This window comes from Oceanobacillus kapialis, from assembly GCF_044790185.1.
GTDB classification, from domain to species: domain Bacteria; phylum Bacillota; class Bacilli; order Bacillales; family Amphibacillaceae; genus Oceanobacillus_B; species Oceanobacillus_B kapialis.
In genome coordinates, this window is the sequence record NZ_CP085256.1 from 2,215,791 (window position 1) to 2,242,446 (window position 26,656).

The 26,656-nt window shown below is 39.2% G+C and carries 24 protein-coding genes; 5 read left to right on the forward strand and 19 right to left on the reverse strand.

The window, feature by feature from the left end:
• Positions 1-314 precede the first annotated feature (314 nt).
• Complete coding sequence (locus LG273_RS11650) at positions 315-539, forward strand: response regulator transcription factor (RefSeq protein ID WP_042223300.1); 225 nt, start codon at positions 315-317, stop codon at positions 537-539.
• 71 nt (positions 540-610) lie between these two features.
• Here the strand turns inward: LG273_RS11650 and LG273_RS11655 are convergent, their stop codons facing one another.
• The 4 genes from LG273_RS11655 to LG273_RS11670 form a co-directional block, all read right to left on the reverse strand.
• Positions 611-1,054: an acyl-CoA thioesterase gene (locus LG273_RS11655; protein WP_379560642.1), complete on the reverse strand. Its 444-nt coding sequence runs from the start codon at positions 1,052-1,054 to the stop codon at positions 611-613.
• 120 nt (positions 1,055-1,174) lie between these two features.
• A complete protein-coding gene (sdhB, locus tag LG273_RS11660) occupies positions 1,175-1,939 on the reverse strand; it encodes a succinate dehydrogenase iron-sulfur subunit (protein ID WP_379560641.1) in 765 nt (254 codons plus the stop codon).
• A gap of 2 nt (positions 1,940-1,941) precedes the next feature.
• The gene (gene sdhA, locus LG273_RS11665; protein ID WP_379560639.1) at positions 1,942-3,705 is read right to left on the reverse strand and encodes a succinate dehydrogenase flavoprotein subunit; all 1,764 of its coding nucleotides are present in this window, start codon (positions 3,703-3,705) and stop codon (positions 1,942-1,944) included.
• Between the two features lie 28 nt (positions 3,706-3,733).
• Positions 3,734-4,354 carry a succinate dehydrogenase cytochrome b558 subunit gene (locus LG273_RS11670; RefSeq protein WP_379560638.1) on the reverse strand — a complete coding sequence of 207 codons (621 nt, stop codon included), beginning with the start codon at positions 4,352-4,354 and terminating at the stop codon, positions 3,734-3,736.
• Positions 4,355-4,660: 306 nt separating this feature from the next.
• Here LG273_RS11670 and LG273_RS11675 point away from each other — a divergent pair, with 306 nt between their 5' ends.
• On the forward strand, positions 4,661-5,098 hold the full coding sequence (locus LG273_RS11675) for a YslB family protein (protein WP_404453752.1): 438 nt from the start codon (positions 4,661-4,663) through the stop codon (positions 5,096-5,098).
• Positions 5,099-5,254: 156 nt separating this feature from the next.
• Here the strand turns inward: LG273_RS11675 and uvrC are convergent, their stop codons facing one another.
• From uvrC to zapA, 12 genes are all read right to left on the reverse strand, one after another.
• Positions 5,255-7,045: an excinuclease ABC subunit UvrC gene (gene uvrC / locus LG273_RS11680; RefSeq protein WP_404453755.1), complete on the reverse strand. Its 1,791-nt coding sequence runs from the start codon at positions 7,043-7,045 to the stop codon at positions 5,255-5,257.
• A 91-nt stretch (positions 7,046-7,136) separates the two neighbouring features.
• Positions 7,137-7,451 carry a thioredoxin gene (trxA, locus tag LG273_RS11685; protein WP_042223294.1) on the reverse strand — a complete coding sequence of 105 codons (315 nt, stop codon included), beginning with the start codon at positions 7,449-7,451 and terminating at the stop codon, positions 7,137-7,139.
• 153 nt (positions 7,452-7,604) lie between these two features.
• Positions 7,605-8,579 (reverse strand): electron transfer flavoprotein subunit alpha/FixB family protein, encoded by a 975-nt coding sequence (locus tag LG273_RS11690; RefSeq protein ID WP_404453758.1) that lies wholly within the window; start codon positions 8,577-8,579, stop codon positions 7,605-7,607.
• Between the two features lie 29 nt (positions 8,580-8,608).
• Complete coding sequence (locus LG273_RS11695) at positions 8,609-9,382, reverse strand: electron transfer flavoprotein subunit beta/FixA family protein (protein ID WP_404453761.1); 774 nt, start codon at positions 9,380-9,382, stop codon at positions 8,609-8,611.
• Between the two features lie 28 nt (positions 9,383-9,410).
• Positions 9,411-10,184, reverse strand: coding sequence for an enoyl-CoA hydratase (locus tag LG273_RS11700; RefSeq protein WP_404453764.1), 774 nt, complete (start codon positions 10,182-10,184; stop codon positions 9,411-9,413).
• Between the two features lie 14 nt (positions 10,185-10,198).
• Positions 10,199-10,786 carry a TetR/AcrR family transcriptional regulator gene (locus LG273_RS11705; protein ID WP_404453767.1) on the reverse strand — a complete coding sequence of 196 codons (588 nt, stop codon included), beginning with the start codon at positions 10,784-10,786 and terminating at the stop codon, positions 10,199-10,201.
• 137 nt (positions 10,787-10,923) lie between these two features.
• Positions 10,924-12,627 (reverse strand): long-chain-fatty-acid--CoA ligase, encoded by a 1,704-nt coding sequence (locus LG273_RS11710; RefSeq protein WP_404453769.1) that lies wholly within the window; start codon positions 12,625-12,627, stop codon positions 10,924-10,926.
• Between the two features lie 173 nt (positions 12,628-12,800).
• The gene (locus LG273_RS11715) at positions 12,801-13,208 is read right to left on the reverse strand and encodes a DUF350 domain-containing protein (protein WP_404453772.1); all 408 of its coding nucleotides are present in this window, start codon (positions 13,206-13,208) and stop codon (positions 12,801-12,803) included.
• A gap of 21 nt (positions 13,209-13,229) precedes the next feature.
• Positions 13,230-15,578, reverse strand: a complete 2,349-nt coding sequence (locus tag LG273_RS11720; RefSeq protein ID WP_404453775.1) for an endonuclease MutS2 — start codon at positions 15,576-15,578, stop codon at positions 13,230-13,232.
• 24 nt (positions 15,579-15,602) lie between these two features.
• Positions 15,603-17,321, reverse strand: coding sequence for a DNA polymerase/3'-5' exonuclease PolX (polX, locus tag LG273_RS11725; protein WP_404453778.1), 1,719 nt, complete (start codon positions 17,319-17,321; stop codon positions 15,603-15,605).
• A gap of 350 nt (positions 17,322-17,671) precedes the next feature.
• Positions 17,672-18,211, reverse strand: coding sequence for a CvpA family protein (locus tag LG273_RS11730; protein WP_404453780.1), 540 nt, complete (start codon positions 18,209-18,211; stop codon positions 17,672-17,674).
• Positions 18,212-18,213: 2 nt separating this feature from the next.
• Positions 18,214-18,477, reverse strand: a complete 264-nt coding sequence (zapA, locus tag LG273_RS11735; protein WP_379560625.1) for a cell division protein ZapA — start codon at positions 18,475-18,477, stop codon at positions 18,214-18,216.
• A gap of 151 nt (positions 18,478-18,628) precedes the next feature.
• Here zapA and rnhC point away from each other — a divergent pair, with 151 nt between their 5' ends.
• Complete coding sequence (gene rnhC / locus LG273_RS11740) at positions 18,629-19,564, forward strand: ribonuclease HIII (protein WP_404453783.1); 936 nt, start codon at positions 18,629-18,631, stop codon at positions 19,562-19,564.
• 83 nt (positions 19,565-19,647) lie between these two features.
• Here the strand turns inward: rnhC and pheT are convergent, their stop codons facing one another.
• The 3 genes from pheT to LG273_RS11755 all read right to left on the reverse strand — a co-directional run bounded on the left by pheT (position 19,648) and on the right by LG273_RS11755 (position 24,348).
• Positions 19,648-22,074: a phenylalanine--tRNA ligase subunit beta gene (gene pheT, locus LG273_RS11745; protein WP_404453785.1), complete on the reverse strand. Its 2,427-nt coding sequence runs from the start codon at positions 22,072-22,074 to the stop codon at positions 19,648-19,650.
• 15 nt (positions 22,075-22,089) lie between these two features.
• Complete coding sequence (pheS, locus tag LG273_RS11750; protein ID WP_379560621.1) at positions 22,090-23,124, reverse strand: phenylalanine--tRNA ligase subunit alpha; 1,035 nt, start codon at positions 23,122-23,124, stop codon at positions 22,090-22,092.
• Positions 23,125-23,610: 486 nt separating this feature from the next.
• Positions 23,611-24,348, reverse strand: a complete 738-nt coding sequence (locus LG273_RS11755) for a TrmH family RNA methyltransferase (RefSeq protein WP_404453788.1) — start codon at positions 24,346-24,348, stop codon at positions 23,611-23,613.
• A gap of 137 nt (positions 24,349-24,485) precedes the next feature.
• Here LG273_RS11755 and sspI point away from each other — a divergent pair, with 137 nt between their 5' ends.
• A complete protein-coding gene (gene sspI, locus LG273_RS11760) occupies positions 24,486-24,707 on the forward strand; it encodes a small acid-soluble spore protein SspI (RefSeq protein WP_379560619.1) in 222 nt (73 codons plus the stop codon).
• 368 nt (positions 24,708-25,075) lie between these two features.
• On the forward strand, positions 25,076-26,656 hold the full coding sequence (locus LG273_RS11765; protein ID WP_404453791.1) for a hypothetical protein: 1,581 nt from the start codon (positions 25,076-25,078) through the stop codon (positions 26,654-26,656).

The following is a 26,656-nucleotide window of genomic DNA, read 5'->3' on the forward strand; positions in this document are numbered from 1 at the left end:
GAAAGTGAGTGAAACTTCATTTGGTGGTGGGTCGCTTTCTCCCACCAAATGTTTGTTGAAGGAATAGGACCTTACCTTAACTGGCAATTGTTCCCCGCTTAGAATGCTTGATTTCCGCATTCTTGAAGTGGGGTCTTTTTGCCAGTTAGGGTGGGATAAAAATAAGCGGTGACCCTATTATAGCAAATTTTCCACTGAATCACATTGCAGATGTTGGAAATGTACGCACCGTTTTTTCATTTTCTACATACTTTATAGGGACTAAATAATTTCCCTTCATTATGCAGCTCTATAGAGCAAGGAGGGGTTAACATTTGAAGGACAACGAGTTCAAGCCGAAGCAACTACTAACAAAGCGAGAAAAGGAAGTTTTCGAATTGTTAGTACAAGATAAAACAACAAAAGAAATTGCTCAGGAACTTTTTATATCCGAAAAAACTGTCCGCAACCATATTTCAAATGCTATGCAAAAGTTAGGAGTCAAGGGGCGATCACAGGCTGTTGTAGAGCTCCTTCGTATGGGGGAATTAAAGCTCTAGTTTTTTAAAAAACCGACTTTCACAGAAAGTCGGTTTTGTTTGTACACTAGAATTTTAAAATGGAATTTTAACTAAGTTGTCATCAAAGCCTTCTTTATTTCTTCACTTATCGGCACAGGACGTCCGGTTTTCGGATGGACATAGACAAGCCTACCTCTCCCGGTAATTGCTATGTTTCCATCAACAACGCCCATATAGTGGATATCAATAGATGTGTTACCAACATGGTTGGCTTTTACAAACATTGACAAATCCTCATTAAAATACATTTGTTGTAAATAGTCACACTGTAAATCTGCTACCACAGGTATACCAGTATCTTCTGTAGCCTCGGTACGAAACAAACCTACCGACTTTAAAAATTCAATTCTCGCCTGCTCAAAATAGATAAACGGTGAAACATTATTAACATGCCCGAACATATCTGTCTCAGAGAATCTAATTTTTATAGGTATAGAAAATGAAAAAGAATCTTTCCAAACCTCCATATTGTCAACATATGAAATTGCCCTCATTTTTTTCCTCCCTTACTCCTGTTAAAACACTTTAAAGCAACATTAAAGAAAACGCTTTCTGATAAATATGTTATAAAGCCCCCTTATTGCCAGAAGACAATAAGAGGGCTCAACACGAACTTAATGCGCGTGATCACTACCAAAGAAATTTTTGAATGCTTGGATATTTGTAGCACGGTTCATCGCTGCGATTGATGTTGTTAATGGGATTCCTTTCGGGCATACTTGTACACAGTTTTGCGAGTTGCCACAACCGTCGATTCCGCCTTCTTCCATCAACCCATTTAACCTTTCACTAGCATTCATTTCACCAGTTGGGTGTGCATTAAACAAGCGTGCTTGTGATAAAGCAGCAGGCCCAATAAAGTTAGATTTATCATTCACATTAGGGCATGCTTCCAAACAAACACCACATGTCATGCATTTGGACAATTCATAAGCCCATTGACGTTTCTTTTCAGGCATACGTGGCCCTGGACCTAAGTCATGTGTTCCATCTATTGGAATCCATGCTTTCACTTGTTTTAATGCATCAAACATACGTTCGCGATCTACGATAAGATCACGTACAACAGGGAAAGTATCCATAGGCTCTAAACGTATTGGCTGTTCTAGCTGGTCTACTAAAGCAGCACAAGATTGTCTTGCTGTTCCGTTAATAACCATAGAGCAAGCTCCACAAACCTCTTCTAAGCAGTTCATATCCCAGTATACCGGGGAAGTTTGTTTGCCATCAGCATTCACTGGATTTTGGCGGATTTCCATTAATCCAGAGATAACGTTCATATTTTTACGATATGGAACATGAAAAGTTTCTTCATATGGAGCAGATTCTGGACTGTCCTGTCTAGTTACAATAAACGTTACGGTTTGTTGTTCAGCCATCATTACTTACTCCCTTCACTTTTTTTCGTATAATCACGTTTACGAGGTGTGATTAATGAAGTATCTACGGGTTCATACGTAAATACTGGTTCATGCTTTTCTTTATCAAATGAGGCAATTGTTGTTTTCAACCATTCTTCGTCATTACGTTCAGGGAACTCAGGTTTATAATGAGCTCCGCGACTTTCATTACGATTATAGGCACCTATCGTAATAACACGCGCTAAATGAAGCATGTTTTTTAACTGACGGGTGAACATAACACCTTGGTTGCTCCATCTAGAAGTATCATTGATGTTAATGTTCTCCCAACGATCTAACAATTCTTTTATTTTCTCGTCGGTTTTTAATAGTTTTTCATTATCACGAACTACTGTGACATTATCTGTCATCCATTCCCCTAGCTCCTTATGAATTTGATAGGCGTTTTCTGTACCTTTCATATTCATTAATGCTTCAAATTTCTCTTGTTCTTCCTTTTCGTATCTTTCAAATAGTTCTGGAGAAAGATCATCTATATGTTTTTCCAGGCCATCGATGTATTTGATAGCATTCGGACCAGCTACAGCACCACCATAAATAGCGGAAAGCAAGGAGTTAGCACCTAATCGGTTTCCTCCATGCTGGGAATAATCACATTCTCCAGCAGCAAAGATACCCGGGATACTGGTCATTTGATCATAATCAACCCATAGCCCCCCCATCGAGTAATGAACAGCAGGGAATATCTTCATCGGGACTTTTCTTGGATCCTCACCGACAAACTTTTCATAGATTTCGATAATACCACCAAGCTTAACATCGAGCTCTTTTGGATCTTTATGAGAGAGATCTAAATAAACCATATTTTCGCCATTAATTCCAAGCTTTTGGTTCACACAAACGTCGAAAATTTCCCGTGTTGCTATATCACGTGGTACAAGGTTCCCATATGCAGGATACTTTTCTTCAAGGAAGTACCATGGTTCCCCATCCTTGTATGTCCAAACACGGCCGCCTTCCCCTCGAGCAGACTCACTCATGAGACGTAGCTTATCATCTCCTGGAATGGCTGTAGGATGTATTTGGATAAATTCTCCATTGGCATATTTTGCACCTTGCTGATATAGAACACTTGCAGCAGATCCAGTATTGATAACGGAGTTCGTTGATTTACCAAAAATTATTCCCGGGCCACCTGTAGCAATAATCGTTGCATCAGAAGGGAATGATTTAATTTCATGTGTTTTAATATCCTGTGCTACAATTCCTCTTCCTGTTCCTTCGTCATCGACAATAGCTCCGACAAATTCCCAGCTTTCAAATTTATTCACAAGGCCTTCCACTTCATAGCGTCGTACCTGTTCATCCAGTGCGTATAGCAACTGTTGTCCTGTTGTGGCACCAGCGTATGCTGTACGGTGATGTTGCGTACCACCAAAACGACGGAAGTCTAATAATCCTTCTGGTGTACGGTTAAACATAACACCCATTCGGTCTAGCATATGGATAATACTCGGTGCAGCGTCACACATTGCTTTTACTGGAGGTTGATTTGCCAAGAAGTCTCCTCCATAAACGGTATCATCAAAGTGTATAGCTGGAGAATCTCCTTCACCTTTTGTATTTACCGCACCGTTGATACCACCTTGTGCACAAACAGAGTGAGAACGTTTAACAGGTACAATAGAGAATAAATCTACATTCACACCCGCTTCAGCTGCTTTGATTGTTGCCATCAAGCCGGCAAGTCCACCGCCTACAACAGCAATTTTGCGATTACTCATAATGAACACTCACTCCTATTTCTATTAATTAAACGCCGTACGCAAATTGAATTAATGTTCTTACCCCTAAATAACTTGTTGCTAAGAAGACTAGCAACGTTGCATATGTAGCAATCCTTTGAGACTTTGGTGACTGTGTAAAGCCCCAAGTTACAAGGAAACTCCATAATCCATTAGCAAAATGGAAAGTAGTAGAAATAACACCCACAATATAGAACCAAAACATAACTGGATTGGTTAAAATATTTTCCATTAAGCTATAATCAAGATCTACATTTCCCATTCCAAGCTGGATTCTTGTTTCCCACACGTGCCAAGCAATAAATACAAGTGTAATTATCCCAGTAATACGCTGCAGATAGAACATCCAGTTTCTGAAATAATTGTATCTTTTCATGTTATTGCGTGCGACAAATACAATATAAACCCCTAGAATTGCGTGAAACAGAATTGGCAGATAAATGACTACGGTTTCAAGCAATAACCTAAATGGTAGGGAATGCATAAAACCTGCTGCCTTATTAAAACTTTCTTCACCATACACAGCAAAATGATTCACCACTAAGTGTTGAATCAGAAAGATCCCGATTGGTATGACGCCTAACAGTGAGTGTAATCTCCTGTAAAAAAACTCGCGATGCTCTGCCATGTGTTACCCCCCTTAGTTTCATAGTTTACGATTTTCATAACTAGTAACATTACCAAATAACAAGCATATGTAAAAAGCTTCTTTACTATTTGAATAATGTACAATTTGCAACATATTTATTGTACTTCTAACTAGAAAAAGCGTCAAGAAAACGTTATCGTAATTTAGTGAAAGTATTGAAAGTGTTAAATTACAGAAGTTCCCCTCGTACACTTGCTAAATTCTTCAATTATATAGATAATAAGACTAGCAATTTACTTCTTTATACATGAGAAGCAGGCTACCTATTTGGAAAGGATGACATTCATGTCAAAGGAACAGGACAGACTTAGTATTTCTTTATTAAACGATCTTCAAAGTACCGGTGCCGGATATGATGTAATACGCTATATTGGTTTACCTGAGTTATTTGGTAGTGAAGCTGATACATTACTTTATTTTATGGGTCGGAATCTCTCACGAAAGTTTTCTTTGGAAAGCATTGAGGATATTTGCGAATTAGTAGAAAAATTAGGTTGGGGAAAGTTAGAGCTTATAAAAGAAAAAAAAAATGAGCTTGTTTTTCAGTTAATGGCTGATAGTGTTGCACAACGTTTGCAAGCTCCTTTACATACTGAATTTCGTTTGGAAGCTGGATTTTTAGCAGAAGCAGTTCAAATGGTTGTTGGGACAGAATGTGAGTGTACTGAAAATATACATCGAAGAATTCATCAAGTTCAATTTAATATCGTGTATACGAAATAGCGAAATAACCCACCTTAACTTCTTTTTGTCAATTCCATGGTGAATAGGGTTATATTTGCTTTGATTTACATGAGAAACCCACGAAGTCAACTGTTACTTCGTGGGTTTCTTTGCTTTATCCCTTAACGGGTGAAATCTCTGCTTCATTAATGGTACCTACTTGTTCTCAGCATTGCCTTCAGCTAAATGGGATAAAATATCCTCAGCAATATTTGTAGGTATTCCTAATTTTGTAATATCGTTAACACTTGCCTTCTTTATTTCCTTCACGGATTTAAAGTGTGTCAGCAGTAATCTTCTCCGCTTTTCACCAATCCCCGGAATCTTATCCAGTTCTGACTGGAAGAGGTTTTTGCCGCGTAGCTGTCTATGAAACGTTATAGCAAAACGGTGGACCTCATCCTGAATCCGTTGCACCAAATAAAATTCTTGCGACTGCCTTTTCAATGGAATGACAGCTGGAGGGACTCCATATAGTAATTCACTAGTTTTATGGCGGTCATCCTTGGCCAGACCACATAGTGGTATATCCAGCCCTAATTCATTCTCCAACACATCAAGGGCCGCACTCATCTGCCCTTTACCACCATCTACAATAATCATGTCTGGTAGCGGTAATCCTTCTTTAAGGACTCTAGAGTATCTACGACGAATTACTTCACGCATCGTATCATAGTCATCCGGTCCTTCCACATCTCTTATTTTATATTTTCTATATTCCTTTTTGTTCGGTTTCCCGTCAATAAAAACTACCATAGCTGATACTGGGTCTGTCCCTTGAATATTGGAATTATCAAATGCCTCAATTCGATGAGGTGTCTCAATATGAAGCGTTTCACCTAATTGTTCCACCGCCACTATCGTTCTTGCTTCATCTCGTTCAATAATCGAGAATTTTTCTTCTAAGGCAATTTTGGCATTTTTGGTCGCTAATTCAACCAGCTCTTTTTTTCTTCCTCTATAAGGCGTGTGAACATCTACTTCAAGCAGTTCTTTAATGATTTCATTGTCTGCCCCAATCGGAACTAGAATTTGCTTTGGTTTCGGGTGGTTCTGGTGCAAGTAGAACCTGCCAATATAACTGAGGAAGGTGTCTGCTGCGTCATCGAAGAACGGAAAGACGGCAACATCTCGTTCAATTAACTTGCCTTGTCTAATAAAGAAGACCTGCACACACATCCAGCCTTTATCATAGCTATACCCAAAGATATCCCTGTCTGCATTGTCATTCAGGGTCATTTTTTGCTGTTCCATGACGATTTCAATATGCTCGATTTGATCCCGTAGTTCCATTGCCCGCTCAAAGTTAAGTTGTTCACTTGCTTGCGTCATTTTCCGTTTTAAATCTTGCTTAATCTTTTTGTATCCACCATGTAAAAAGGAAGAAATACTTTGCACAATTGAATCATACTCTTTTTTTGTAGGAGGGTTTTCACTACAAGCCTTACACTGACCCAAATGGTAGTATAGACACACCCGACCAGGTGGGTTGTTACATTTTCGCAAAGGATACAATCTGTCTAACAGTCTCTTTGTTTCCCTGGCGGCAATAACGTTTGGATATGGACCAAAATATTTCCCCTTATCCTTTTTTACCTTTCGGGTTATTAATAATCTAGGATGTCTTTCAGAAGTAATTTTAAGATATGGATAAGATTTGTCATCCTTTAACATGACATTAAATTTAGGATCGTACTTTTTAATAAGGTTCATTTCCAATATAAGTGCTTCAATCTCAGATGAGGTTACAATATATTCAAAGTCTACAATTTCCTGGACCAAACGCTGTGTTTTTCGGTCATTTGCTCCAGTAAAATAAGATCGGACACGATTTCGCAATAACTTTGACTTCCCAACATAAATAATGGTACCTTGCTTGTCTTTCATTAAATAACAACCGGGCTGTAATGGTAAGACAGCAAGCTTTTCTTTGATGGTCTGATTCATATTATCAATTCCTTTTATTCACTTAGAAAATCCCTTGTTACAACAATATGCAACAAGGGATTTTGACTTTTCTTATTTAACTATACCATTTTTACGCGTGCTTGTTAATAAGATCTACAAGCGCTTCTTTCGGTTGAAAACCGATAACTTGATCCACTACATTACCGTCTTTGAACAATAATAGTGTGGGGATACTCATAACACCATATTTACCAGCAGTTTCCTGGTTTTCATCTACATCAAGCTTAACAATTTGTACTTTATCTTCCATTTCGCCATCAATTTCTTCAAGTACTGGTGCGATCATTTTACAAGGTCCACACCATGGTGCCCAGAAATCAGCCAATACAAGACCTTCAGAAGTTTCTTTAGCGAAGTTTTGGTCTGTTACGTTAGTAATTGCCATTCTAATTCCTCCTTTTGTAAAGCTTTGAATCATAAACCGAGTATACCATCGTTATTATTTCCTTGCGAATACTTTGCTTATACACAAGAAAAGTGAAGAGCGCCTGCTTAGAAACGTAGTGACTGGAGCGAATCAATAAAGAGAATGTATTTTTTATTGTTTAATTTTTTTCACTTCTTCAATAAGCAATGGTAATATTTCAAATAAGTCCCCAACAATCCCGTAATCTGCAATATTAAAAATATTTGCTTCAGGATCTTTATTAATGGCTACGATCACTTTGGAATTAGACATACCAGCAAGATGCTGAATAGCACCAGAAATTCCTACTGCGATATACAAATCAGGAGTCACAACTTTACCAGTTTGGCCAATTTGTAAGGAGTAGTCACAGTATTCTGCATCACATGCCCCTCTTGAAGCACCTACAGCACCACCAAGTACTTCTGCTAACTCATATAAAGGCTTGAACCCTTCTTCACTTTTGACACCTCTGCCACCGGCTACGATAACATTTGCTTCAGAGAGGTCCACTCCTTCTGATGCTTTGCGAATAACATCCTTAATAACAGTTCGGATGTCCGTAATATCAATATCTTTGTTACTAACTTCCCCACTTCTGCTTTCATCACGTTCTAAAGTCGCAATATTGTTAGGCCTAATTGTGACTAGCGTGAGGCCATTTGTAATAATTTTCTTTTCAAAAGCTTTACCTGAATAAATTGGTCGTATAAATACAGGCTTATCGCCATCTATTTCTATGTCTACTACGTCAGAAACCATACCACTCGTTAGCTTACTTGCAAGTTTTGGAGTTAAATCTTTACCAACTGCAGTGTGGCCCATCACTACTGCGGACGGTTCTTCTTCTTGAATTACCGCAAGTACCGCCTGACCATAGCCTTCTGACGTATACGCTTTCAAATTATCATGTTTAATTGTGACAACTCTGTCTGCGCCATAATAAATCATTTCCTTTGCTTGGCTTTCTTGCTCTGAATCACTACAAATTAAACCTACAATTTCGCCTTCTGGTTGAAGCTTTTTAGCAGCTGCTATTGCTTCATAGGTCACATTCCGTAGTGTTCCTTCCCTTGCTTCACCTATAACTAAACATTTATCACTCATTGTGACTTCCCCTTTCTGACTGAACGCTTTTATAGCACTTTTGCATCGTTTTTAAGCAATGAAACTAATTCCTTAACCTGATCACCCATGTCCCCTTCTAGCACCCTTCCAGCCTGCTTTTCTGGAGGCAGAAAGATTTCGACAGTTTTTGTTTTCGCTTCAAGTTCATCTTCGTCCAAATCAAGATCGTCTAATTCCAGTTCCTCTAGTGGCTTCTTCTTCGCTTTCATAATACCAGGGAGAGACGGATATCTCGGCTCATTTAACCCTTGTTGGCATGTAACCAATAATGGTAAAGAAGCTTCCACAATTTCAACGTCCCCTTCAATATCTTTTTCAATAGAAGCTGTACCATTTTCAATTTTTAAACTAGTAATGGTCGTTACATATGGAATTCCTAGTAATTCTGCAAGTCTTGGACCAACCTGACCGCTCGCTTCATCAATTGCGACATTCCCTGCTAAGATAAGGTCTGCTTCCTTATCCTCAAAATAAGCTTCAAGTATACGAGAAGTAGTAAACTGGTCACCATTTTCCAAATCCTCTTCTGTGTTAATTAATACAGCCTTGTCTGCTCCCATTGCTAAAGCAGTTCGAAGTTGTTTTTCTGACTCTTCTTCTCCAACTGTAACCACAGTTACTTCTCCTCCGTGCTCATCACGCTGGTTAATCGCTTCTTCAACTGCATATTCATCATATGGGTTAATGATATATTCAGCACCATCATCTTCAATCTTACCTGAAGATACATTAATTTTTTCCTCTGTATCAAACGTTCTTTTTAATAGCACATAGATGTTCAATCTTGTTCCTCCTCATGTAAAATGTAAATTATTCATCTTTAAAGTCTGGTTTCCGTTTTTCCAGAAAAGCCTGAATTCCCTCTTTGGCATCCTCCGAACCAAAAACCTCTTTAAATGCGTTGGCTTCTGCTTCCAGTCCCTTATCAAAGAGGTCTGTTTTGGCATAGGGAACTAAATTCATTATATGCTGGATGGATGGTCTACTTTTTTCTGCAATTTTTTCTGCTAGTTTACTAGTTTCATGAAGTAGTTGATCTTCATCCACAATCCTATTAGCTAGACCAAAATAATATGCTTCCTCTCCAGATATTGGATCCCCTGTTAGAATCATTTCATATGCTTTTGCAGCCCCCACATGCTGTGGCAGACGCTGTGTTCCTGCAAAGCCTGGTATGATACCAAGTGTGAGCTCTGGCAAGCCAAGTTTTGCACTTTTTGCAACAATTCTAATATGACATGCCATCGCCAACTCTAACCCACCACCAAGTGCTGCCCCGTGAATGGCTGCAATAACCGGAATTGGAAAGTGCTCTATCCGATTGAATAGCTGCTGACCTTTTTGTGCAAGTGCTTTAGAATCTGATGCCTTTTGAAAGGAAGTGAATTCTTTTATGTCTGCCCCTGCTGAAAAGAATCTTCCCTCGCCAGTTAAAACTACTGCTTTCACACTTTTATCTGCCTCCACCTTCTGTAACTTTACTTCCAGATCTTGTAAAATCGTGCTAGAAAGTGCATTAGCTGGAGGACTTTGAATGGTTAAGTATGCAACCCCTTGTTTAACATCATAAGCTATTGTGGACATCTTTCTCCCCCTCTTTATTTGGACATTTTGAGGCCGTTTGTCAACAACTGGTGAACATCAGATGCTTGCTCCATGAGGTTATATTTTCTATCCTTCATTACCCAGTTTGTCACGGTTTCATCCAATGTCCCGAATATCATTTGCCTTACTAATCGCAGATTGAGATCTTTTCGAAAAGTACCATCTTGCATCCCTTCCTTAATAATACCGTCAATAACGATTAGATAAGGTTTTAGAACCTGATTAATTTTAATTCTTAATGCAGGGTTGGACTGGCGAAGCTCCAATTGGGTTACAACAGCCAACAGTGGATTACTTGCCAATTGTTGAAAATGCATTTCAATAAGAGCCAAAAGCTTTTCATTCGCGTTTTCTTTTTGTTCTATTGTCATTTCGGTTTTTTCTATAAATTGGCCCATTTTCTCTTCAAATACGGAAACGAGGATGTCTTCTTTGTTTTTAAAGTAAAGGTAGATCGTACCGTCCGCAACACCAGCCTTTTTTGCAATTTTAGATACCTGTGAGGCATGGTAGCCGTTTTCTGCAATAACCTCTACTGCTGCCTCAATAATTTGATTGTACTTTGGTTTTCGTTTATTCATCTTTATCTCCTAATCTATACAGTAAATACAAAATGAATGAATCATCATTCATATTCTATTTTACGTTTAAAGATGAAATCTGTCAATAGATATAGGTTGTCCTAACTTTTTCTGGCAGGAGCCCTACAGGCCCTTGCTTATTGAACTTTTTCAGCATCTTCTTCCTTTTGTTTCTCTTTTTCTTCATTGACCAATTGTCTTCTGAGTATTTTTCCTACTGCTGTTTTCGGAAGTTCTTTTCTAAATTCATAAATTTTTGGAACTTTGTATGCTGCAAGATGCTTACGGCAGAAGTTATTTAGTTCTTCCTCCGTTATTACTGATCCACTTTTAGGAACGATATATGCTTTGACAGTTTCCCCTCGATAAACATCTGGTACTCCTGCTACCACTACCTCTTGGATCCCTTCATGCTCGTAAAGCACTTCTTCTACTTCACGTGGATAAATGTTGTAACCTCCAGCAATGATCATATCTTTTTTGCGATCGACTACATAGAAATATCCTTCTTCATCCATATACCCTAAATCTCCAGTATATAGCCATCCATCTTTTAAAATTAAGTCTGTCTCTTCTTGATTATTCCAATAGCCCTTCATAATTTGCGGCCCTTTTACTGTAATTTCCCCTATTTCTCCTACCTCAGCTTCTTCATTTGTTTCTAGTATCATAATTTTACATTCTGTATCTGGCCAAGGTACCCCAATACTGCCATTAACCCTTTTTTGCCAAACAAAATTGGCATGGGTGACCGGAGATGTTTCTGTCAAACCATACCCTTCAACCAATTTACCACCTGTTAATTGTTCAAATTGCTCTTGTATTTCAATTGGGAGTGGAGCTGAACCACTAATACAAGCTTCTATAGAGGATAAATCGTATTTCCCAAGGTCAGGGTGATTGAGTAGTCCAATATAAATAGTTGGAGCTCCCGGAAAAAGGGTTGGCTTTTGTTTATCAATAGTTTTTAAAACTTGCTTTGCATCAAACTTTGGCAATAATACCATCTTAGAGCCTACCATAATACAATTGTTCATTACGGTCGTCATGCCGTATACATGAAAGAAAGGTAACACACCAAGAACAATGTCATCCTCGCCCCTTGTGTTATAAAGCCACGCATCACACATTTGAACATTAGATACCAAGTTATAATGGGTGAGCATGACACCCTTCGGATAACCTGTCGTACCGCCGGTGTACTGTAGTAAGGCAACATCCTCTACTGGATCTATTTCCACCTTCTCATAAGATGCTTCGGATTCGGATATTGCTCTCTGCCAGCTATGAGTAGTATCTGAATCTTCAACTTTAACTACCATTTTGTATTGCCTCTTTTGAACAAATGGATAAAGCTTGTTCTTGGGAAAAGGCAAGTAATCTTTAATACTGGCAATAATGGAGTGCTTAACTGTCGTTTTAGGGAGTACGTTGGTGACGGTAGGAACAAGGATATCCAGGCAAATAATAAAGCTAGCTTCTGAATCAACCAGCTGGTATTCCAGCTCCCTTTCCTTGTACAGAGGATTTGTTTGGACCACTACAGCACCAGCCATGAGTGTTGCATAGTAACCGATCACTGCTTGCGGGCAATTTGGGAGCATTATTGCTACTTTATCCCCTTTTTTTAAACCCTTTCCTTGCATAAAACTGGCCAACTTTTTGGCTTCTTCGTATAATGCTTCAAAACTGATCTCCTTCCCCATGAAATGAAGCGCTTTCTTTTTTGCGTAACGGGAAGCACTTTCTTCAAGAAATGCGTGCAGCGGCTTCCTGTCATACGTAATACTGGTAGGTATTTCAGGGGGATAATGCTTTAACCATCTTTCATTCTGCCCCATGCTTTATCTCCTCCTTTATTACTATACTATTTTCATTATAACGGTAAATTTCAATTTTTAAAAATTTTATGTAACTTTTATTTTAATAAATAAAAAACCCCAACAATCATGAAGATGATTGCAACCACAATCAATATTTTGGCCAGTCTATCTAATACCATTTTGATTTCCCCCTATTCTATACTTACACCAATGACAAAAGCGAGCCCAATTGAAATCATCATAGAGATAAATCCAACCGCTTTGTTTCCTTTCCCAATTTCTTCATCTACCTTGATCGTTGGCGTGAGAAATTCAAAGATGAAATAACCGATTAATAGTAGCAAAAACCCGAAGGTCCCCCACCCGATACTTTGTAACATGGTATCGTTGTGTTGAATGGAAAAACGGAATATCGTTGCAATACCAAATATTTTTCCACCTGTTGCCATCGCAACTGCCATATTCCCTTTCTTTATCTCCTCCCAGTTTTTATATGATGTAACAGTTTCAAATACGGCAAGGAATACGAGTGTGGCTAGTATAACCACACTGTATCTTGCAGCCGTTTCAACGATAACATTCTCCCAAAAAGTTTCCACTATCGTTCCTCCTATTCTTCCCTAACGGAGTTCTATGACGGTAACACCACTTCCGCCTTCTCCTGCTTCACCTGGCCTGGACCCTGCAATTCGTGGATGTTTCTTGACAAACTCTTTTACGCCGTTCCGAAGGGCGCCAGTTCCCTTTCCATGTATAATAGAAACCTTGGCGTAGCCTGCAAGTAAGCTGTCATCAATATATTTTTCCAGCTTCAGTAACGCGTCTTCAAACCTTTCCCCACGCAGATCAAGTTCAGTGCTGACATGGTAATTCGAACCCCGAATTGTTGTAAGAGGTTTTTCATACGTTTGTTTTTGCTTCCCTACTGGCTGCAGATCTTGCCGTTTCATTTTCACTTTCATGATCCCGACTTGCACAAGGAACTCTTTTTCACTTATTTTCTCCACGATTGTTCCTTTTTGATTTAGTGACAGGAGTTTCACCTCGTCACCTGCTTTTATTTCTTTCTTAGACTGTGACTGTGTACTGGTAGATTGCTGTTCTTTTGGTTTTTGTTGGAGCCTTGGCTGCGCGTCTTCTAACATCTTTTTTGCTTCGATCCATTCGTGCTCTTTTAGCTTCGTTTCCGTCTTCATTTTACGGATTTCGTCCACGATCAATTCTGCTTCCTCACGGGCTTTAGTTAATGCTTTTTCTGCTTTTTCCTCAGCCTTTTTGTATAACGCTTCTCGTTTTTGTTCAAATTGAGTCCAGGCTTTTTGAATATCCTGATGCAATTCTTCACTAGCTATAAGAATTCGATGTGCTTCTTCGTATTCCTCCTCTGCAGAACGTTGTGAATTTTCCAATGAGGCTATCATATTCTCCACACTCTTTGAATCGACCCCAATTAGTCCTTTCGCCTGATCAATTACATTTGAATCTAACCCTAGCCTTCTGGATATTTCAAATGCATTACTTCGACCAGGGACACCAATTAGTAAACGATAGGTTGGTCGGAGTGTCTGTACATTAAATTCCACGGAAGCATTTACTACATTTTCTCTATTGTAACCATATGCCTTTAATTCAGGGTAGTGGGTTGTTGCAATTACTCTAGCTCCCCGGCTAATTACGTCATCAAGGATACTCATGGCAAGCGCCGCCCCTTCTTGTGGGTCCGTGCCTGCTCCTAGCTCATCAAATAAGACGAGCGTCTGGTCATCAACCTTTTGTAAAATATCTACGATGTTGGTCATATGGGAGGAGAAAGTACTTAAATTTTGCTCAATGGATTGCTCGTCACCAATGTCAGCGAACACATGCTGAAAAACAGCAAGTTCACAACCGTCTAAAGCAGGAACCTGTAAACCCGATTGTGCCATTAAGGTACATAAACCAATCATTTTAAGGGTAACTGTTTTCCCCCCTGTATTCGGTCCTGTAATCACAATAGAGGTATAAGACTCCCCTATCTCAACATCATTTGGGACGACTTCATCTTGCGGGATAAGTGGATGTCTTGCCTGCTGCATTTTTATAATCCCATTATTATTCATTTTAGGCATGGAAGCTTTCATCTGTTTACCCAATTTCGCCCTGGCAAACATAAGGTCAATTTTTGATAAGACCTCGACATTGATTAATAAAGGTGCTTCTTCTAATGCAATCTGTCCAGTAATCTCTTGAAGAATTCGTTCTATCTCTTGCCTTTCCTTTACAGACGCTTCTTGAAGCTGGTTATTAAGCTCAACCACAGCCCTTGGTTCCATAAACAATGTTTGTCCTGATGAGGATTGATCATGAACAATTCCACCTATAGATCCTCTATATTCTTGCTTTACAGGAAGCACGTAACGCTCATTACGAATCGTAATAATTGCATCTGATAACATATTGCTATTGGTACGCGTGTAGTTCTCAAGTTTATCTCGAACCCTACTTTCCAGGTTTCTCATGGAAGACCGGATACCGCGTAGTTTTTGAGAAGCACTATCCATAACATAGCCATGATCGTCGATACAATTCTTTATTAACTGCTCAAGTTCTCTTAGAGACGTGATCTGCTCAACAAGTTCTTCTAATATAGGGTATGATTCTTCTAGCTTTCCAATAAAATCTTTTACTTGCCTTCCACCATAAATTGTATTGGCAACATCTAAGCATTCAGCTGTTCCTAAACTTCCTCCAATAACAGAGCGTTTAATACTGGCCCTTATGTCAGAAACCCCACCAAGTGGCACCTCAGCATTTAATCTGACAATCTGTGCAGCTTCATCTGTTTCCTTCTGTAGTTGGATAACTTCATCTATTACAACAGAAGGCTTTGTTTGCGTGGCTAGACGCTTACCCAAAGACGTGGCTGCAAGGTCTTTTAATTGATCTATAATTTTATCGAATTCCATGACACGTAGGATTCGTTCATTCATAAAAGTGTTACTCCTTTTTCTTTCTTATTTATTCCGCGAAAAGTAATCCAGGAGCTTTTCCTTGGACCATGTATTCATAACGGTATCTTTTTCGATCCATCCTTTTCTGGCTACTCCTACTCCATACTTCATGTGTTCAAGCATTTGATAATTGTGAGCGTCCGTATTAATGGCTAGCGTTACTCCATGTTCCTGAGCTTTACGAGCCCATTCAGCCGCTATATCCAGACGATTTGGATTAGCATTAATTTCAAGTGCTGTATTCGTTGCTTTCGCTTTTTTTATCAACTCGTCCAAGTCTACTTTATAGCCATCTCTTCTCCCGATAAGTCTACCTGTAGGATGGGCAATCAATGATACATAAGGGTTATCAAGCGCAGCATGCAGACGTTCCATTATTTTTTCTTGTGACTGATTAAAATTAGAGTGAATTGCAGCAATGACAAAATCCATTTCCTGTAGAAATGCATCCGAGAAATCAAGTGTCCCATCTGGACGTATATCCATCTCCACACCAGCAAAAATATGGATATCTTCATATTTCTTATTCAGTTTCTCAATCTCTTCCCTTTGCTTTCTTAAGCGGTCTTCATCTAGTCCGTTTGCTACACGTAGATACTTAGAGTGGTCGGTGATAGCAATATAACGATACTTACGTCTCCTTGCTTCTTCAACCATTTCCTCTAATGATTGAGCACCATCACTTGCTGTTGTATGCATATGCAAGTCACCACGTACGTCTGAAAGTTCAAGAAGCCTTTTGGGCTCGTGAAATTCCTCTACCTCCCCTGTATTTTCCCTTACCTCTGGAGGAATATAAGCCAAACCAAAATGCTTAAAGAATTCTTCCTCTGTAGAGAAATGAAGAGTCTCGCCGGTTTCTTCCACATCTATCCCGTATTCATTAATTTTCTCCCCGCGGGACTTGGCAAGCTGCCGCATCGCGACATTATGATCCTTGGAACCTGTAAAGTGATGCAAGGTTGAAGCAAACTCGGCTTTCTCCACTATGCGAAAATCTACATTAATGTCGTAAATATCCTCAATAGTAACGGATACCTTTGTATCTCCTTTCGCAATCACTTCTTTTATATTTTCAATAGTTAAAAGAGCATCTCGAACAATAGCTGGTTGTTCGGTAGCAATAATAAAGTCGATATCTTTTATGGTTTCTCTCATTCTACGAAGGCTGCCAGCCCTGGAAAATTCCTCAATTTCTTCTATGGTGCGTAAGTATGCTTCAATCTTTTCTGCAATCGGAAGCATAATTGCAATCGGCAGTCGTTCTGGTCGTTTGCCAGCATCCTCTAGTGCTGAGAGAATTTTTTCTGCAGATTTCTTCCCAAACCCAGCTAAAGCTTCAACCTGTCCGTTCTCACAAGCCTCTTTTAAGGAGCCAGCATCTGTCACCCCAAGTTCCTGATAAAGCTTAGCTAGTTTTTTCCCGCCAAGCCCTGGCAGATCTAGAAGGGGAACAAGCCCCGCAGGAACTTCCTTCTCCAATTGCGTGAGCGTCTCTGATTTTTCATTTTCTACAAAATCTTCTATTACGGCACTAGTACCCTTTCCGATCCCATTGATTTTCTGAAAATCTTCTATAGCGGAAAGTGATCTTTCATCCTTTTCCAAGGCTTGTGCTGCTTTTCGATATGCAGCTATCTTAAAGCTGTTCTCTCCCTTTAACTCCATATAAATTGCGATTTTTTCTAATAACTTAATGACATCTTTCTTATTCACAGTCATTTATTTCACCTTCATTTCTTCACATTGAGCTTTTGTCTTTATCCATCTTTTACAAAGAAGTCTTAACTTAAAGACTTTCTTTACTCTTAAAAAAAAACTGATTCAAACTAGTTAATACCTATTGTACATGACATACAACCGTATCACTACCACTTGAACCAGTCTGCTATGGTGCGTAACATAAAGTGAAACTTCATTTGGTGGGGAATCCCTTCCTTCCCCTGAACGAATCGAACCTTTACTGGCAATTGATCATCCACTTAGAATGCTTGATTTCTCGTTTTCTTGAAGTTGGGGTCTTATTGCCAGTTAAGGCGGGATAATTTTTTATGACTTCCAAAACAGCTTTCTTAACCTGCCGAATTAAACCAAAGCTCCTTGAGCTTATCAGATAAATAAGGGGTATTTTCTAACATACCGAGAGCGATAGATGAGTTATTGATCCATGACTGTATACCGGCAACAGGTGTAAGTGCTAATATATACAGTACAATGAAAAGCAACAAGTATACCTCCAAAAATCCCAACACGGCACCAAGTGCTTTATTTACTGAATTAAGGACAGGCAGAGACGCTACAAAATCCAGCATGGAAGCTATAATTTGCAAGATAATCCTTACAGCAAAAAATATTAATACAAAGGCTATGGCATTATAAAATCCGCTTTCTAGCGGAAGAGATTGAAGAAAGCCCGCCCAAGCTCCTTCATTTGACATTTCGGGATAAGGTATCCATAAGGTTAGTTGCGGCCCGAGGTCGTCATAATAAAGAGACGCAGCTATGAGCGCAACAATAAACCCTAACAAATGGAATAACTGTAGGATAAAACCTCTCTTTAATCCTATAAGTAAACCAAAGAGCAAAATAATAAGTATGATAAGATCGAACATATTTAGTTATCCTCTTTCTTTTTTAATGAACCTAATAATATGGCGTAATCCTCTTTTAATTTCAAATAATCATTCATAGTATTTACAGCGGTAAGTACCGCAAGCTTAGTTGTATCAAGATGCCTGTTCGCTTCCTGTATTTCACTCATTTTCTGATCAACTAGACTAGCTACGAGGCGAACGTGGCTTGCAGGCTCTTCCCCAACAATCGTATACGATTTATTATGTATGTCAACAGTGATCCGCGATTTATTATTCTGGGTCACGGGATTACCCTCCTGCCTAATAAAAAATTGTTCATCTTATCTTAACACGAAGTTCATGAATTAGGAAACCGAGATATCTTTACACAAACCCGTTTCCTTCCGTGTCTGTTTTTGCTATAGTCGATCTATCGGAAAAATAGGAGTTGAGTAAATGCCACAGTCTGTGCATACGTTTCCAAATGAAACAGTTATGAAAATGAAACAGCATTACCATAAATTCATATCCAGTCCTCCACCGGGGGCTGTTTTTCGGGCAAAGACCGAGCACGCAGTTATTACGGCCTATAAGTCTGGAAAAGTCTTATTCCAAGGCAACAGTCCAGAAATAGAAGCAGGAAAATGGACGGACCAAGAAACGAATACATCCGTAAAAACTGCCAGCCCACCTAAAAAAAAGCAATCCGCATACTCTCCACCCGCTACATTATTTGCCCAAAGCCATATTGGAACGGATGAAGCTGGTACAGGAGATTACTTTGGCCCTATTACAGTGGCAGGTGTTTATGTAACGAAGGAGCAAATTGAACATCTAAGACAATTGGGAGTAAAAGACTCTAAAAACCTTCATGACACAATGATCAGAAAGCTATCCAAAGAGATTATAAAGCTAAAGATCCCGTATACCCTGATGGTTTTACCAAATGAAAAGTATAACAAGTTTCAGGCAAGAGGATGGACACAAGGAAAGATGAAAGCAATGCTCCACCATTCAGTGATTAAAAGCTTATTAAAGAAAGTAGATGACCAAGCACTTAATGGCATCTTAATTGACCAATTTTGTGAACCGGCTGTTTATAAGCGACACATAGGATCTGAAGGTCATACACTTACAGAGAAAACCTATTTTATGACAAAGGCAGAAAGCTATTCTATTGCAGTTGCTGCTGGTTCCATTCTTGCTCGCACACGATTCCTTGATGAAATGGACCGTCTTTCCACAGAACTTGGTATCACCATTCCCAAAGGGGCTTCTAAAAAAGTGGATCAGACTATTGCAAAACTCATTAAAGAACATGGTGAAAAAGTGTTAAACAGCTGTGCAAAGACTCATTTTGCAAACACGACAAAAGCGAAAGCTTATCTATAGCTGGTTCTTGCCAATTAAAAAGCCGAAGCGTTAATCGACTTTCTTGTCCGACTAATGCTCCGGCTATTTTTCATTAGGTCATCTTAAGATCTTACAAATGCACCATACTTTTCATTCACGCCATTGAGGATGTTCGTGTATGATTCTTCTACCTCTTCATCTGTCAACGTCTTTTCAGGATGTTGATAGACTAAGCTGTAAGCAACAGATTTTTTGTCTTCTCCTATATTTGCTCCTTGGTAAAGATCAAATATGTTCACCTGTTTTACTAATGGAGCACCTAATTGTTCAATGGTCTGTTTTACATCGCCAGCTGGAATTTGTTTATCCAGAATAAAAGCAATGTCTCTCGTAACAGAAGGATACTTCGGGATCTGACTGTATGATGGAACGGCACTGTGCTGCAAAATGACTTCCTCCATATTCACGTCAAATACATAAGTATCTTTTAAGCCACTCTGTTTTTGCAATGCAGGATGCAACTGGCCGAGGAATCCAATTTCTTTGCCGTTTATACGCATTACAGCAGTTCTTCCAGGGTGCATTTGAGGGATGCTGGCCTTTTTAAAAACTACTGGTAATTTTAAGAAATCGAATAGCCCTTCCATAATTCCTTTTACCAAATAAAAATCGACCGCTTTTTTCTCTTGCTGCCAAGGATGCTCCACCCAATTACCAGAAAGTGCTCCTGAGACTCTTAGTTGCTCAGATGGCTGGCTCGTAACAGTCTCTTCTTTGGAAACAAATATTTTACCAAGCTCAAAATAAAATAGATCCGCTTGGTTTCTAGCTTGATTGTACGAAATGGTACTTAGCAATTCAGGTAAAAGACTTAACCTTAAATACTTATGATCCTCACTCATTGGCATGGAAAGAGCCACAGGTTTAGGATCTATTGCTTGTATTTCCGGACTGATAAGCTGTTCAATTTTTATGGAGTTTGTTAAGGAATACGTGATGGTTTCCATCAATCCTGCACTTTGCAAATATCCTTTTACATCCCTTTTCAACTGCTGTGTTTCTGTAAGTGCCCCAGCATGTGCTTCTCCCTCAGGTAAGGTGAAAGGCAGGTTATCATACCCATAGATTCGCGCAATTTCTTCCAGTAAATCTTCAAAAATAGTAATGTCACCTCTGCGTGTTGGTGCATATACCGTGAATTTATCTTCATTTCGTTCAAATTTGAAACGAAGCTTACGAAAGATATCAGCGACATCTTCGTCTGTAATGGAGGTTCCAAGTCGCTTATTCACTTCACTTGTAACGAGTGAGATTTGTTTCTCCGTGCGATCAAGCTCATCGAATTCTACTACATCTGTTAATACAGTTCCGTTGGCATATTGTGCAAGCAACTGGCATGCTCTTTGCCCTGCTTCTCTAACCCTATTAGGATCAATTCCCTTTTCAAAACGGGTGCTTGATTCACTGCGTAATCCAGTATCTTTTACAGCCTTTCGTACTGCAGAGGAGGCAAAATATGCTGCTTCAAGTAGAACCGTGTTGGTTTTATTGTGAACCTCTGTATCCAATCCACCCATAACTCCTGCAAGCGCAACTGGCTTTTCACCATCTGTAATAACGAGATGGTCTTCTGTTAAAACTCTCTCTTGATCATCTAAAGTAACAAGTGTTTCTCCTTCTTTTGCATGACGAACCACAATTTTTTCTGATTGCAGTCGATCATAATCAAAAGCATGTAGTGGTTGACCATATTCCAGCATCACAAAATTTGTAATATCGACAACATTGTTAATTGGTCTAATCCCTGCAGCAATCAAGTGATTTTTCATCCAAAGCGGAGAATCTTTTACTTCAATATCTTTTATAACAAATGCACCATAATAAGGGTTTTGCTCTTTCGCTTCTACTTCTACTTGAATGTAATTTGCTGCATTCTCATCAACAGCCTCTGTTTCCCCACTTGGTAGTTGAAGGTCTTGGTCCAGTAGAGCAGCAACCTCATAGGCTACTCCTAACATGGAAAGACAATCGGCTCTATTTGGTGTCAACTCAAATTCTAATACGGCGTCATTTAGGTTTAACAATGGTTCAACGCTATCACCAACAGTCACCTCATCAGGGAAAACAAAAATTCCATCAGCAGCATCCTTTGGCACATACTTCTCTTCAATTCCAAGTTCCTGCAGAGAACAGATCATCCCATTTGATTCAACGCCGCGCAGTTTTACCTTTTTAATTTTAAAATTCCCCGGCAAGACAGCACCTGGCTTTGCCACAGCAACCTTTTGACCTTGCGCCACATTCGGAGCCCCACAAATAATCTGTAGTGTTTCCTCGCCTGTATCCACCTGACACAGATTTAGCTTATCTGCATTTGGATGTTTTTCACAAGACTTTACATAACCTACTACAACATTCTCGCTTTTTTCTGCAACATATTCTACACTTTCTACTTCAATGCCCGACTTAGTTACCTTTTCAGCTAACTGTTCCGGGCTTATTTCTCCAATATCTACATAGTTCTTTAACCAATTAAGTGATACTAACATTGAGCTATAACCTCCTTACGCATTGTGGTACTGTTCTAAAAATCGTTTATCATTTGTATAGAACTGTCTAATATCATTCACACCATACTTTAGCATGGCAATTCGTTCTGGCCCCATTCCGAAAGCAAATCCGGTATATTCCTTCGGGTCATAACCAGCCATTTCCAGTACATTTGGATGAACCATACCTGCTCCAAGAATTTCAATCCATCCAGTGCCTTTACACACAGAACAACCCTGGCCGTTACAGACCTTACAAGAAATATCCATTTCTACAGACGGTTCGGTGAATGGAAAGAAGCTAGGACGTAATCTTATTTCTCGATCTTTGCCAAACATTTTTTTCGCGAACTGATCCAATGTTCCTTTTAAGTCACTCATACGCACGTCTTTCCCAACGTATAGACCTTCAATTTGTGTAAACTGATGAGAGTGTGTGGCATCATCTGTATCTCTTCTATAAACTTTGCCTGGACAGATCATCTTTACAGACTGATCGCCATCAAATTCTTTCATCGTTCTCGCTTGTACAGGGGATGTATGTGTTCGCATTAACAGCTCATTTGTTATATAAAATGTATCCTGCATATCCCTTGCCGGGTGTCCTTTTGGCAGGTTTAACGCCTCAAAATTGTAATAGTCTGTTTCCACTTCAGGGCCCTCTCTTACCTCATAACCCATCCCAATAAATAAGTCTTCGATTTCTTCCACAATTTTTGTAAGGAGATGCTCTCCACCAACCTCCACTGGCCGTCCTGGCAGTGTTACGTCAATTGCTTCTTCCTCCAATTGCTTTTCCAACGCAAGTTCTTCAAGCTTCTGCCCTTTTTCTTCTAGCGCAGTCGTAATTTCTTCACGTACCTGGTTAGCTAGTTCTCCAATAAGTGGTCGCTCTTCCTTTGATAATTTGCCCATTCCGCGTAAAACGCTTGTTAGGGAACCCTTTTTCCCTAAGTATGCAACCTTAATCTCCTGCAATTCTTTTAGCTCATCGGCACTGACTATTCTTCCGAGAGCTTCTTGCTTAATCGATTCCAATTGTTCCTTCATTCTGTTTGACCTCCTTTTATCCTCATAAAGTGAAACTTCATTTGGTGGGGGTTTCCCTTTCTCCTCCACCAAATCTTAGTTGAACGAATCGTACCTTGACTGGCAGTTGACCCCGGGTTCTTACTACCAGTTACGCGGGATAAATGCCGATATCCTTCTATTTTTAATAAAAAGAATACAAAAAAGCCCCATCCCGGTAAAGGGACGAGGCTATAATATCGCGGTACCACCCTATTTGATGCTTTTTTTAAACAGCATCCAACTCAAACATGTTAACGGAATGTTCCGGAGCACCTTTACCTGTATGAATTCAACCAGGGTCCCGGTGTCAGCTCAAGAGTGAAATAATAACAGTCATTTTATGGTAGAATGCTTCCAGTCCAAGGCATCCTTTCCCTAGCCCATATGAACATGTTATCCGGCTCTATCTTCGCTTTTCTATTAAGATTACATATATTATATGCAATTTACACTACTTCTGCAACATTATCCTTTTATGTAGTACATTAAAATCCCTGCTGCAATGCTGACATTTAGTGATTCAGCCTCGCCATATATAGGAATTTTCACGATTTTGTCTGCTTTTTCCTGTAATACTTGCTGGACTCCCGCTCCTTCATTCCCAACTAAGAGTGCTACCTTTTTATCCTTGTTGCTATCCCCGTAATTTTGCGCATTTTGTAATGAAGTTGCCCAAACGGTATATTCATTCTCTTTTAATTGCTCGATTTCTGCCTCTAAATGCCCATTCTTAATTGGAATATGAAATAAGGACCCTTGCGTAGCTCTTACCACTTTATCATTATAAAGGTCAACTGACCCTGAACCAAGTATAATCCCACCAAATCCTGCTGCATCTGCTGTGCGGATCATAGTGCCCAAATTTCCCGGGTCTTGAATGCCATCAAGTAGCAATAAGTGGTTTTCTAAATCAACAGTTGCTTCCTTCATCTCTACTACAGCTGCAATGCCTTGGGGTGATTTTGTCTGAGATATCTGCTGAAAAACCTGTTCTGTTACAAATGTTAATGGAAGTTCCTCGCACCATTTTGGCAGGTCCACACTATCTTGCGCAATGATTTCTAAAATAGTCCAATCGCTCTTTCCTGCCTCTTCAACCAAATGGCTACCTTCAACTAAGAAGCTCCCTGTTTCAGTTCGCCCTTTCTTTTTATGTAGTTTACGTAACGCTTTTATTTTTTCATTTTTTGCAGATGTGATCATATGCTTCATCCTTCTTGTTAAATTAATGAGTATAACAGGGCTTTGATTAATTGAATTTTCCTATTATCATCATACATATTTTTTAAGTACAAGGTCAAACTATCTCTAGCTTTAATTTATAAAAGAGGTGATAGGATATGGACTTGAATTTACGAAAAGCAATCTTGACAAATATTGCAACAAATGACCATTCACAATTAGAGGCAACAATTGTAGATGCTATTCAAGACGGAGAAGAAAAAATGCTACCGGGTCTTGGTGTGTTATTTGAGTTAATTTGGAAGGCATCAGACGAACAGGAGAAGCAAGAAATGGTAGAAGCTCTTGAGCAAGGTGTGAAAAACGCCACAAATAGTTAATCACTGTTGCTATGCAAGTACTCATGAAACTTTAGAAAGTCTTTTATTGATAAGGTACCTAAAAATAGATGCGTCGTGCATCTATTTTTTTTGTAAAATAAAGAAAAGGTCCCATGCAATATGAATCAATTATTAAAATCAAAGGTAATTTTTTACAAAAAATGTAACAAAAAGTGGTCTTATTACCTACAAAATTATCTTGAACTCAAACTAATCTAACCCTTGCTGTGCCAATCTATTTCCCTACTTGTCTGAAACCATTTGACTATATTTTTTTTATCTGCTAAAAATAATGAAGATACTTTATCATGGTGTATTTTTCTTCCATGCACATATGATGGTAAAGCACTAAGGAGAGGAGCAAGAAAATGGATGAAACAGTAAACAATACTCCAGAGCAGAAGAAGGGAGTATCCAAAGGCCTAATTGCAATTATCGTTGCGGCAGTATTAGTTGTTGGTGGTAGTGTAGCCGCTTTTGTTTTATTAGACAATTCAGCAAAAGCACAATATTTACTAGCAGAAAAAAACTCGATTGAGTACATAGGCGAAACATTTAAAGAACGTTATCAGCCTGAGATGGAATGGTTGGAAACTTCCAAAGAAAATCCAACAGAATCAACTGTTGAACTATCAGCAGAATATAACGATCCATACGGCAGTACGGGATATGGCATGGGAATGGATCCTAGTCAAATCATCAATAATTCTACCATTACGCTAACGACTGCTGCTGACATGGAAGGAAAGAAAATTTCCACAGAGCTAGCTGCATCAATGGCAGGCATTGAGATTGACGGTGTACAGTTTCATGTGACAGCTGAAAAGGTCCTGCTTGGCCTACCATTCATTAACGACGTTTTACAATTAAAAGACGAAGACCTTGGTCCCCTATTGAAAGAAGTAGATCCAGAGACTTTTACTGGGGAAGAATCTATGAATCTAGAAGCATTATTTGAAGGTACTAATTCAGAAGATTTAGAGTATCTAAAAGAAGAATATGGAAAGATGATCCTAGATGAGCTTCCAGAGGATGCATTTGAACAGACTGAAGAATCTATCGATGTTCAAGATCAGTCTCTAGATACTGAAAAAATCACCATGCAGCTTTCGGAACAACAGGTAAAAGATCTTATCGTTACTGTGTTAGAGAAAATGAAAGATGATGAAAAGCTAAAAGAACTAATTCGTGAGCAAATGTCCTTACAACAGTTTGGTTCTACTATGGCTACTGCTGATATAGACCAAGTGATTTCTGATTTCGAATCTGGTTTGGAAGATGGAATCAACGAAATAGATAAACTTAGCATCCCAAATGGATTGAACTCTACTATTTGGGTCCATGATGATGTAATTGCTCAACGAGATTTCTCTGTAGAAATCGGCTCCACTGAAAATGACAACACGGTAGCTTTAAATGTAAAAGGAACACAATTACTTGAAGACACTCAGCAAACATTTAATTACGATTTCAGCTATGATGATGGGTATTCAGAGGGTACGATGAACCTAACAGGTGATTTTGCTTGGGAAGACAATCAAGCAACGGATTCCCTAGCACTGACGTTTGGCGAAACGGTGCTTTCTTATAATGGTGAGGAAACGCTTGATGGAAATGCTCGAGAATTTGAACGTACCTTCTCCATGGAAGATCCAATGAGCGGGGAAGGAAGTTTGATTTGGTCAGGAAATTCTAATTATGAAGAAGGTCAAATGAGTTCTGAACATTCCTTCTCCGTAAGCAGTCCACAAGTAAGCCAAGATATGTTTACCTTGCATGCAACAACAGAGGGCCAAACAATCGATAGTGTTGAATTACCAAGTGAAGACAATGTAAAGGATATAGGAAGCATGAGCGTGGAGGAAATAAACCAATATTTCGAAACAGAAGTGGCACCTCAATTCCAACAATGGGCATCTGAACTCCTTTACGGCGGATCAGGATTTTAA

Bases quoted from the DNA above. Each gene is read 5' to 3' on its own strand.
- LG273_RS11655 (WP_379560642.1), bottom strand. From the start codon at position 1,054: ATGAGGGCAATTTCATATGTTGACAATATGGAGGTTTGGAAAGATTCT.
- sdhB (WP_379560641.1), bottom strand. From the start codon at position 1,939: ATGGCTGAACAACAAACCGTAACGTTTATTGTAACTAGACAGGACAGT.
- LG273_RS11720 (WP_404453775.1), bottom strand. From the start codon at position 15,578: ATGAATGAACGAATCCTACGTGTCATGGAATTCGATAAAATTATAGAT.
- rnhC (WP_404453783.1), top strand. From the start codon at position 18,629: ATGCCACAGTCTGTGCATACGTTTCCAAATGAAACAGTTATGAAAATG.
- LG273_RS11700 (WP_404453764.1), bottom strand. From the start codon at position 10,184: ATGTCCACAATAGCTTATGATGTTAAACAAGGGGTTGCATACTTAACC.
- LG273_RS11765 (WP_404453791.1), top strand. From the start codon at position 25,076: ATGGATGAAACAGTAAACAATACTCCAGAGCAGAAGAAGGGAGTATCC.
- LG273_RS11690 (WP_404453758.1), bottom strand. From the start codon at position 8,579: ATGAGTGATAAATGTTTAGTTATAGGTGAAGCAAGGGAAGGAACACTA.
- sdhA (WP_379560639.1), bottom strand. From the start codon at position 3,705: ATGAGTAATCGCAAAATTGCTGTTGTAGGCGGTGGACTTGCCGGCTTG.
- sspI (WP_379560619.1), top strand. From the start codon at position 24,486: ATGGACTTGAATTTACGAAAAGCAATCTTGACAAATATTGCAACAAAT.
- pheT (WP_404453785.1), bottom strand. From the start codon at position 22,074: ATGTTAGTATCACTTAATTGGTTAAAGAACTATGTAGATATTGGAGAA.
- polX (WP_404453778.1), bottom strand. From the start codon at position 17,321: ATGACTGTGAATAAGAAAGATGTCATTAAGTTATTAGAAAAAATCGCA.
- trxA (WP_042223294.1), bottom strand. From the start codon at position 7,451: ATGGCAATTACTAACGTAACAGACCAAAACTTCGCTAAAGAAACTTCT.
- LG273_RS11755 (WP_404453788.1), bottom strand. From the start codon at position 24,348: ATGATCACATCTGCAAAAAATGAAAAAATAAAAGCGTTACGTAAACTA.
- LG273_RS11705 (WP_404453767.1), bottom strand. From the start codon at position 10,786: ATGAATAAACGAAAACCAAAGTACAATCAAATTATTGAGGCAGCAGTA.
- LG273_RS11675 (WP_404453752.1), top strand. From the start codon at position 4,661: ATGTCAAAGGAACAGGACAGACTTAGTATTTCTTTATTAAACGATCTT.
- uvrC (WP_404453755.1), bottom strand. From the start codon at position 7,045: ATGAATCAGACCATCAAAGAAAAGCTTGCTGTCTTACCATTACAGCCC.
- LG273_RS11730 (WP_404453780.1), bottom strand. From the start codon at position 18,211: ATGTTCGATCTTATCATACTTATTATTTTGCTCTTTGGTTTACTTATA.
- LG273_RS11670 (WP_379560638.1), bottom strand. From the start codon at position 4,354: ATGGCAGAGCATCGCGAGTTTTTTTACAGGAGATTACACTCACTGTTA.
- pheS (WP_379560621.1), bottom strand. From the start codon at position 23,124: ATGAAGGAACAATTGGAATCGATTAAGCAAGAAGCTCTCGGAAGAATA.
- LG273_RS11710 (WP_404453769.1), bottom strand. From the start codon at position 12,627: ATGGGGCAGAATGAAAGATGGTTAAAGCATTATCCCCCTGAAATACCT.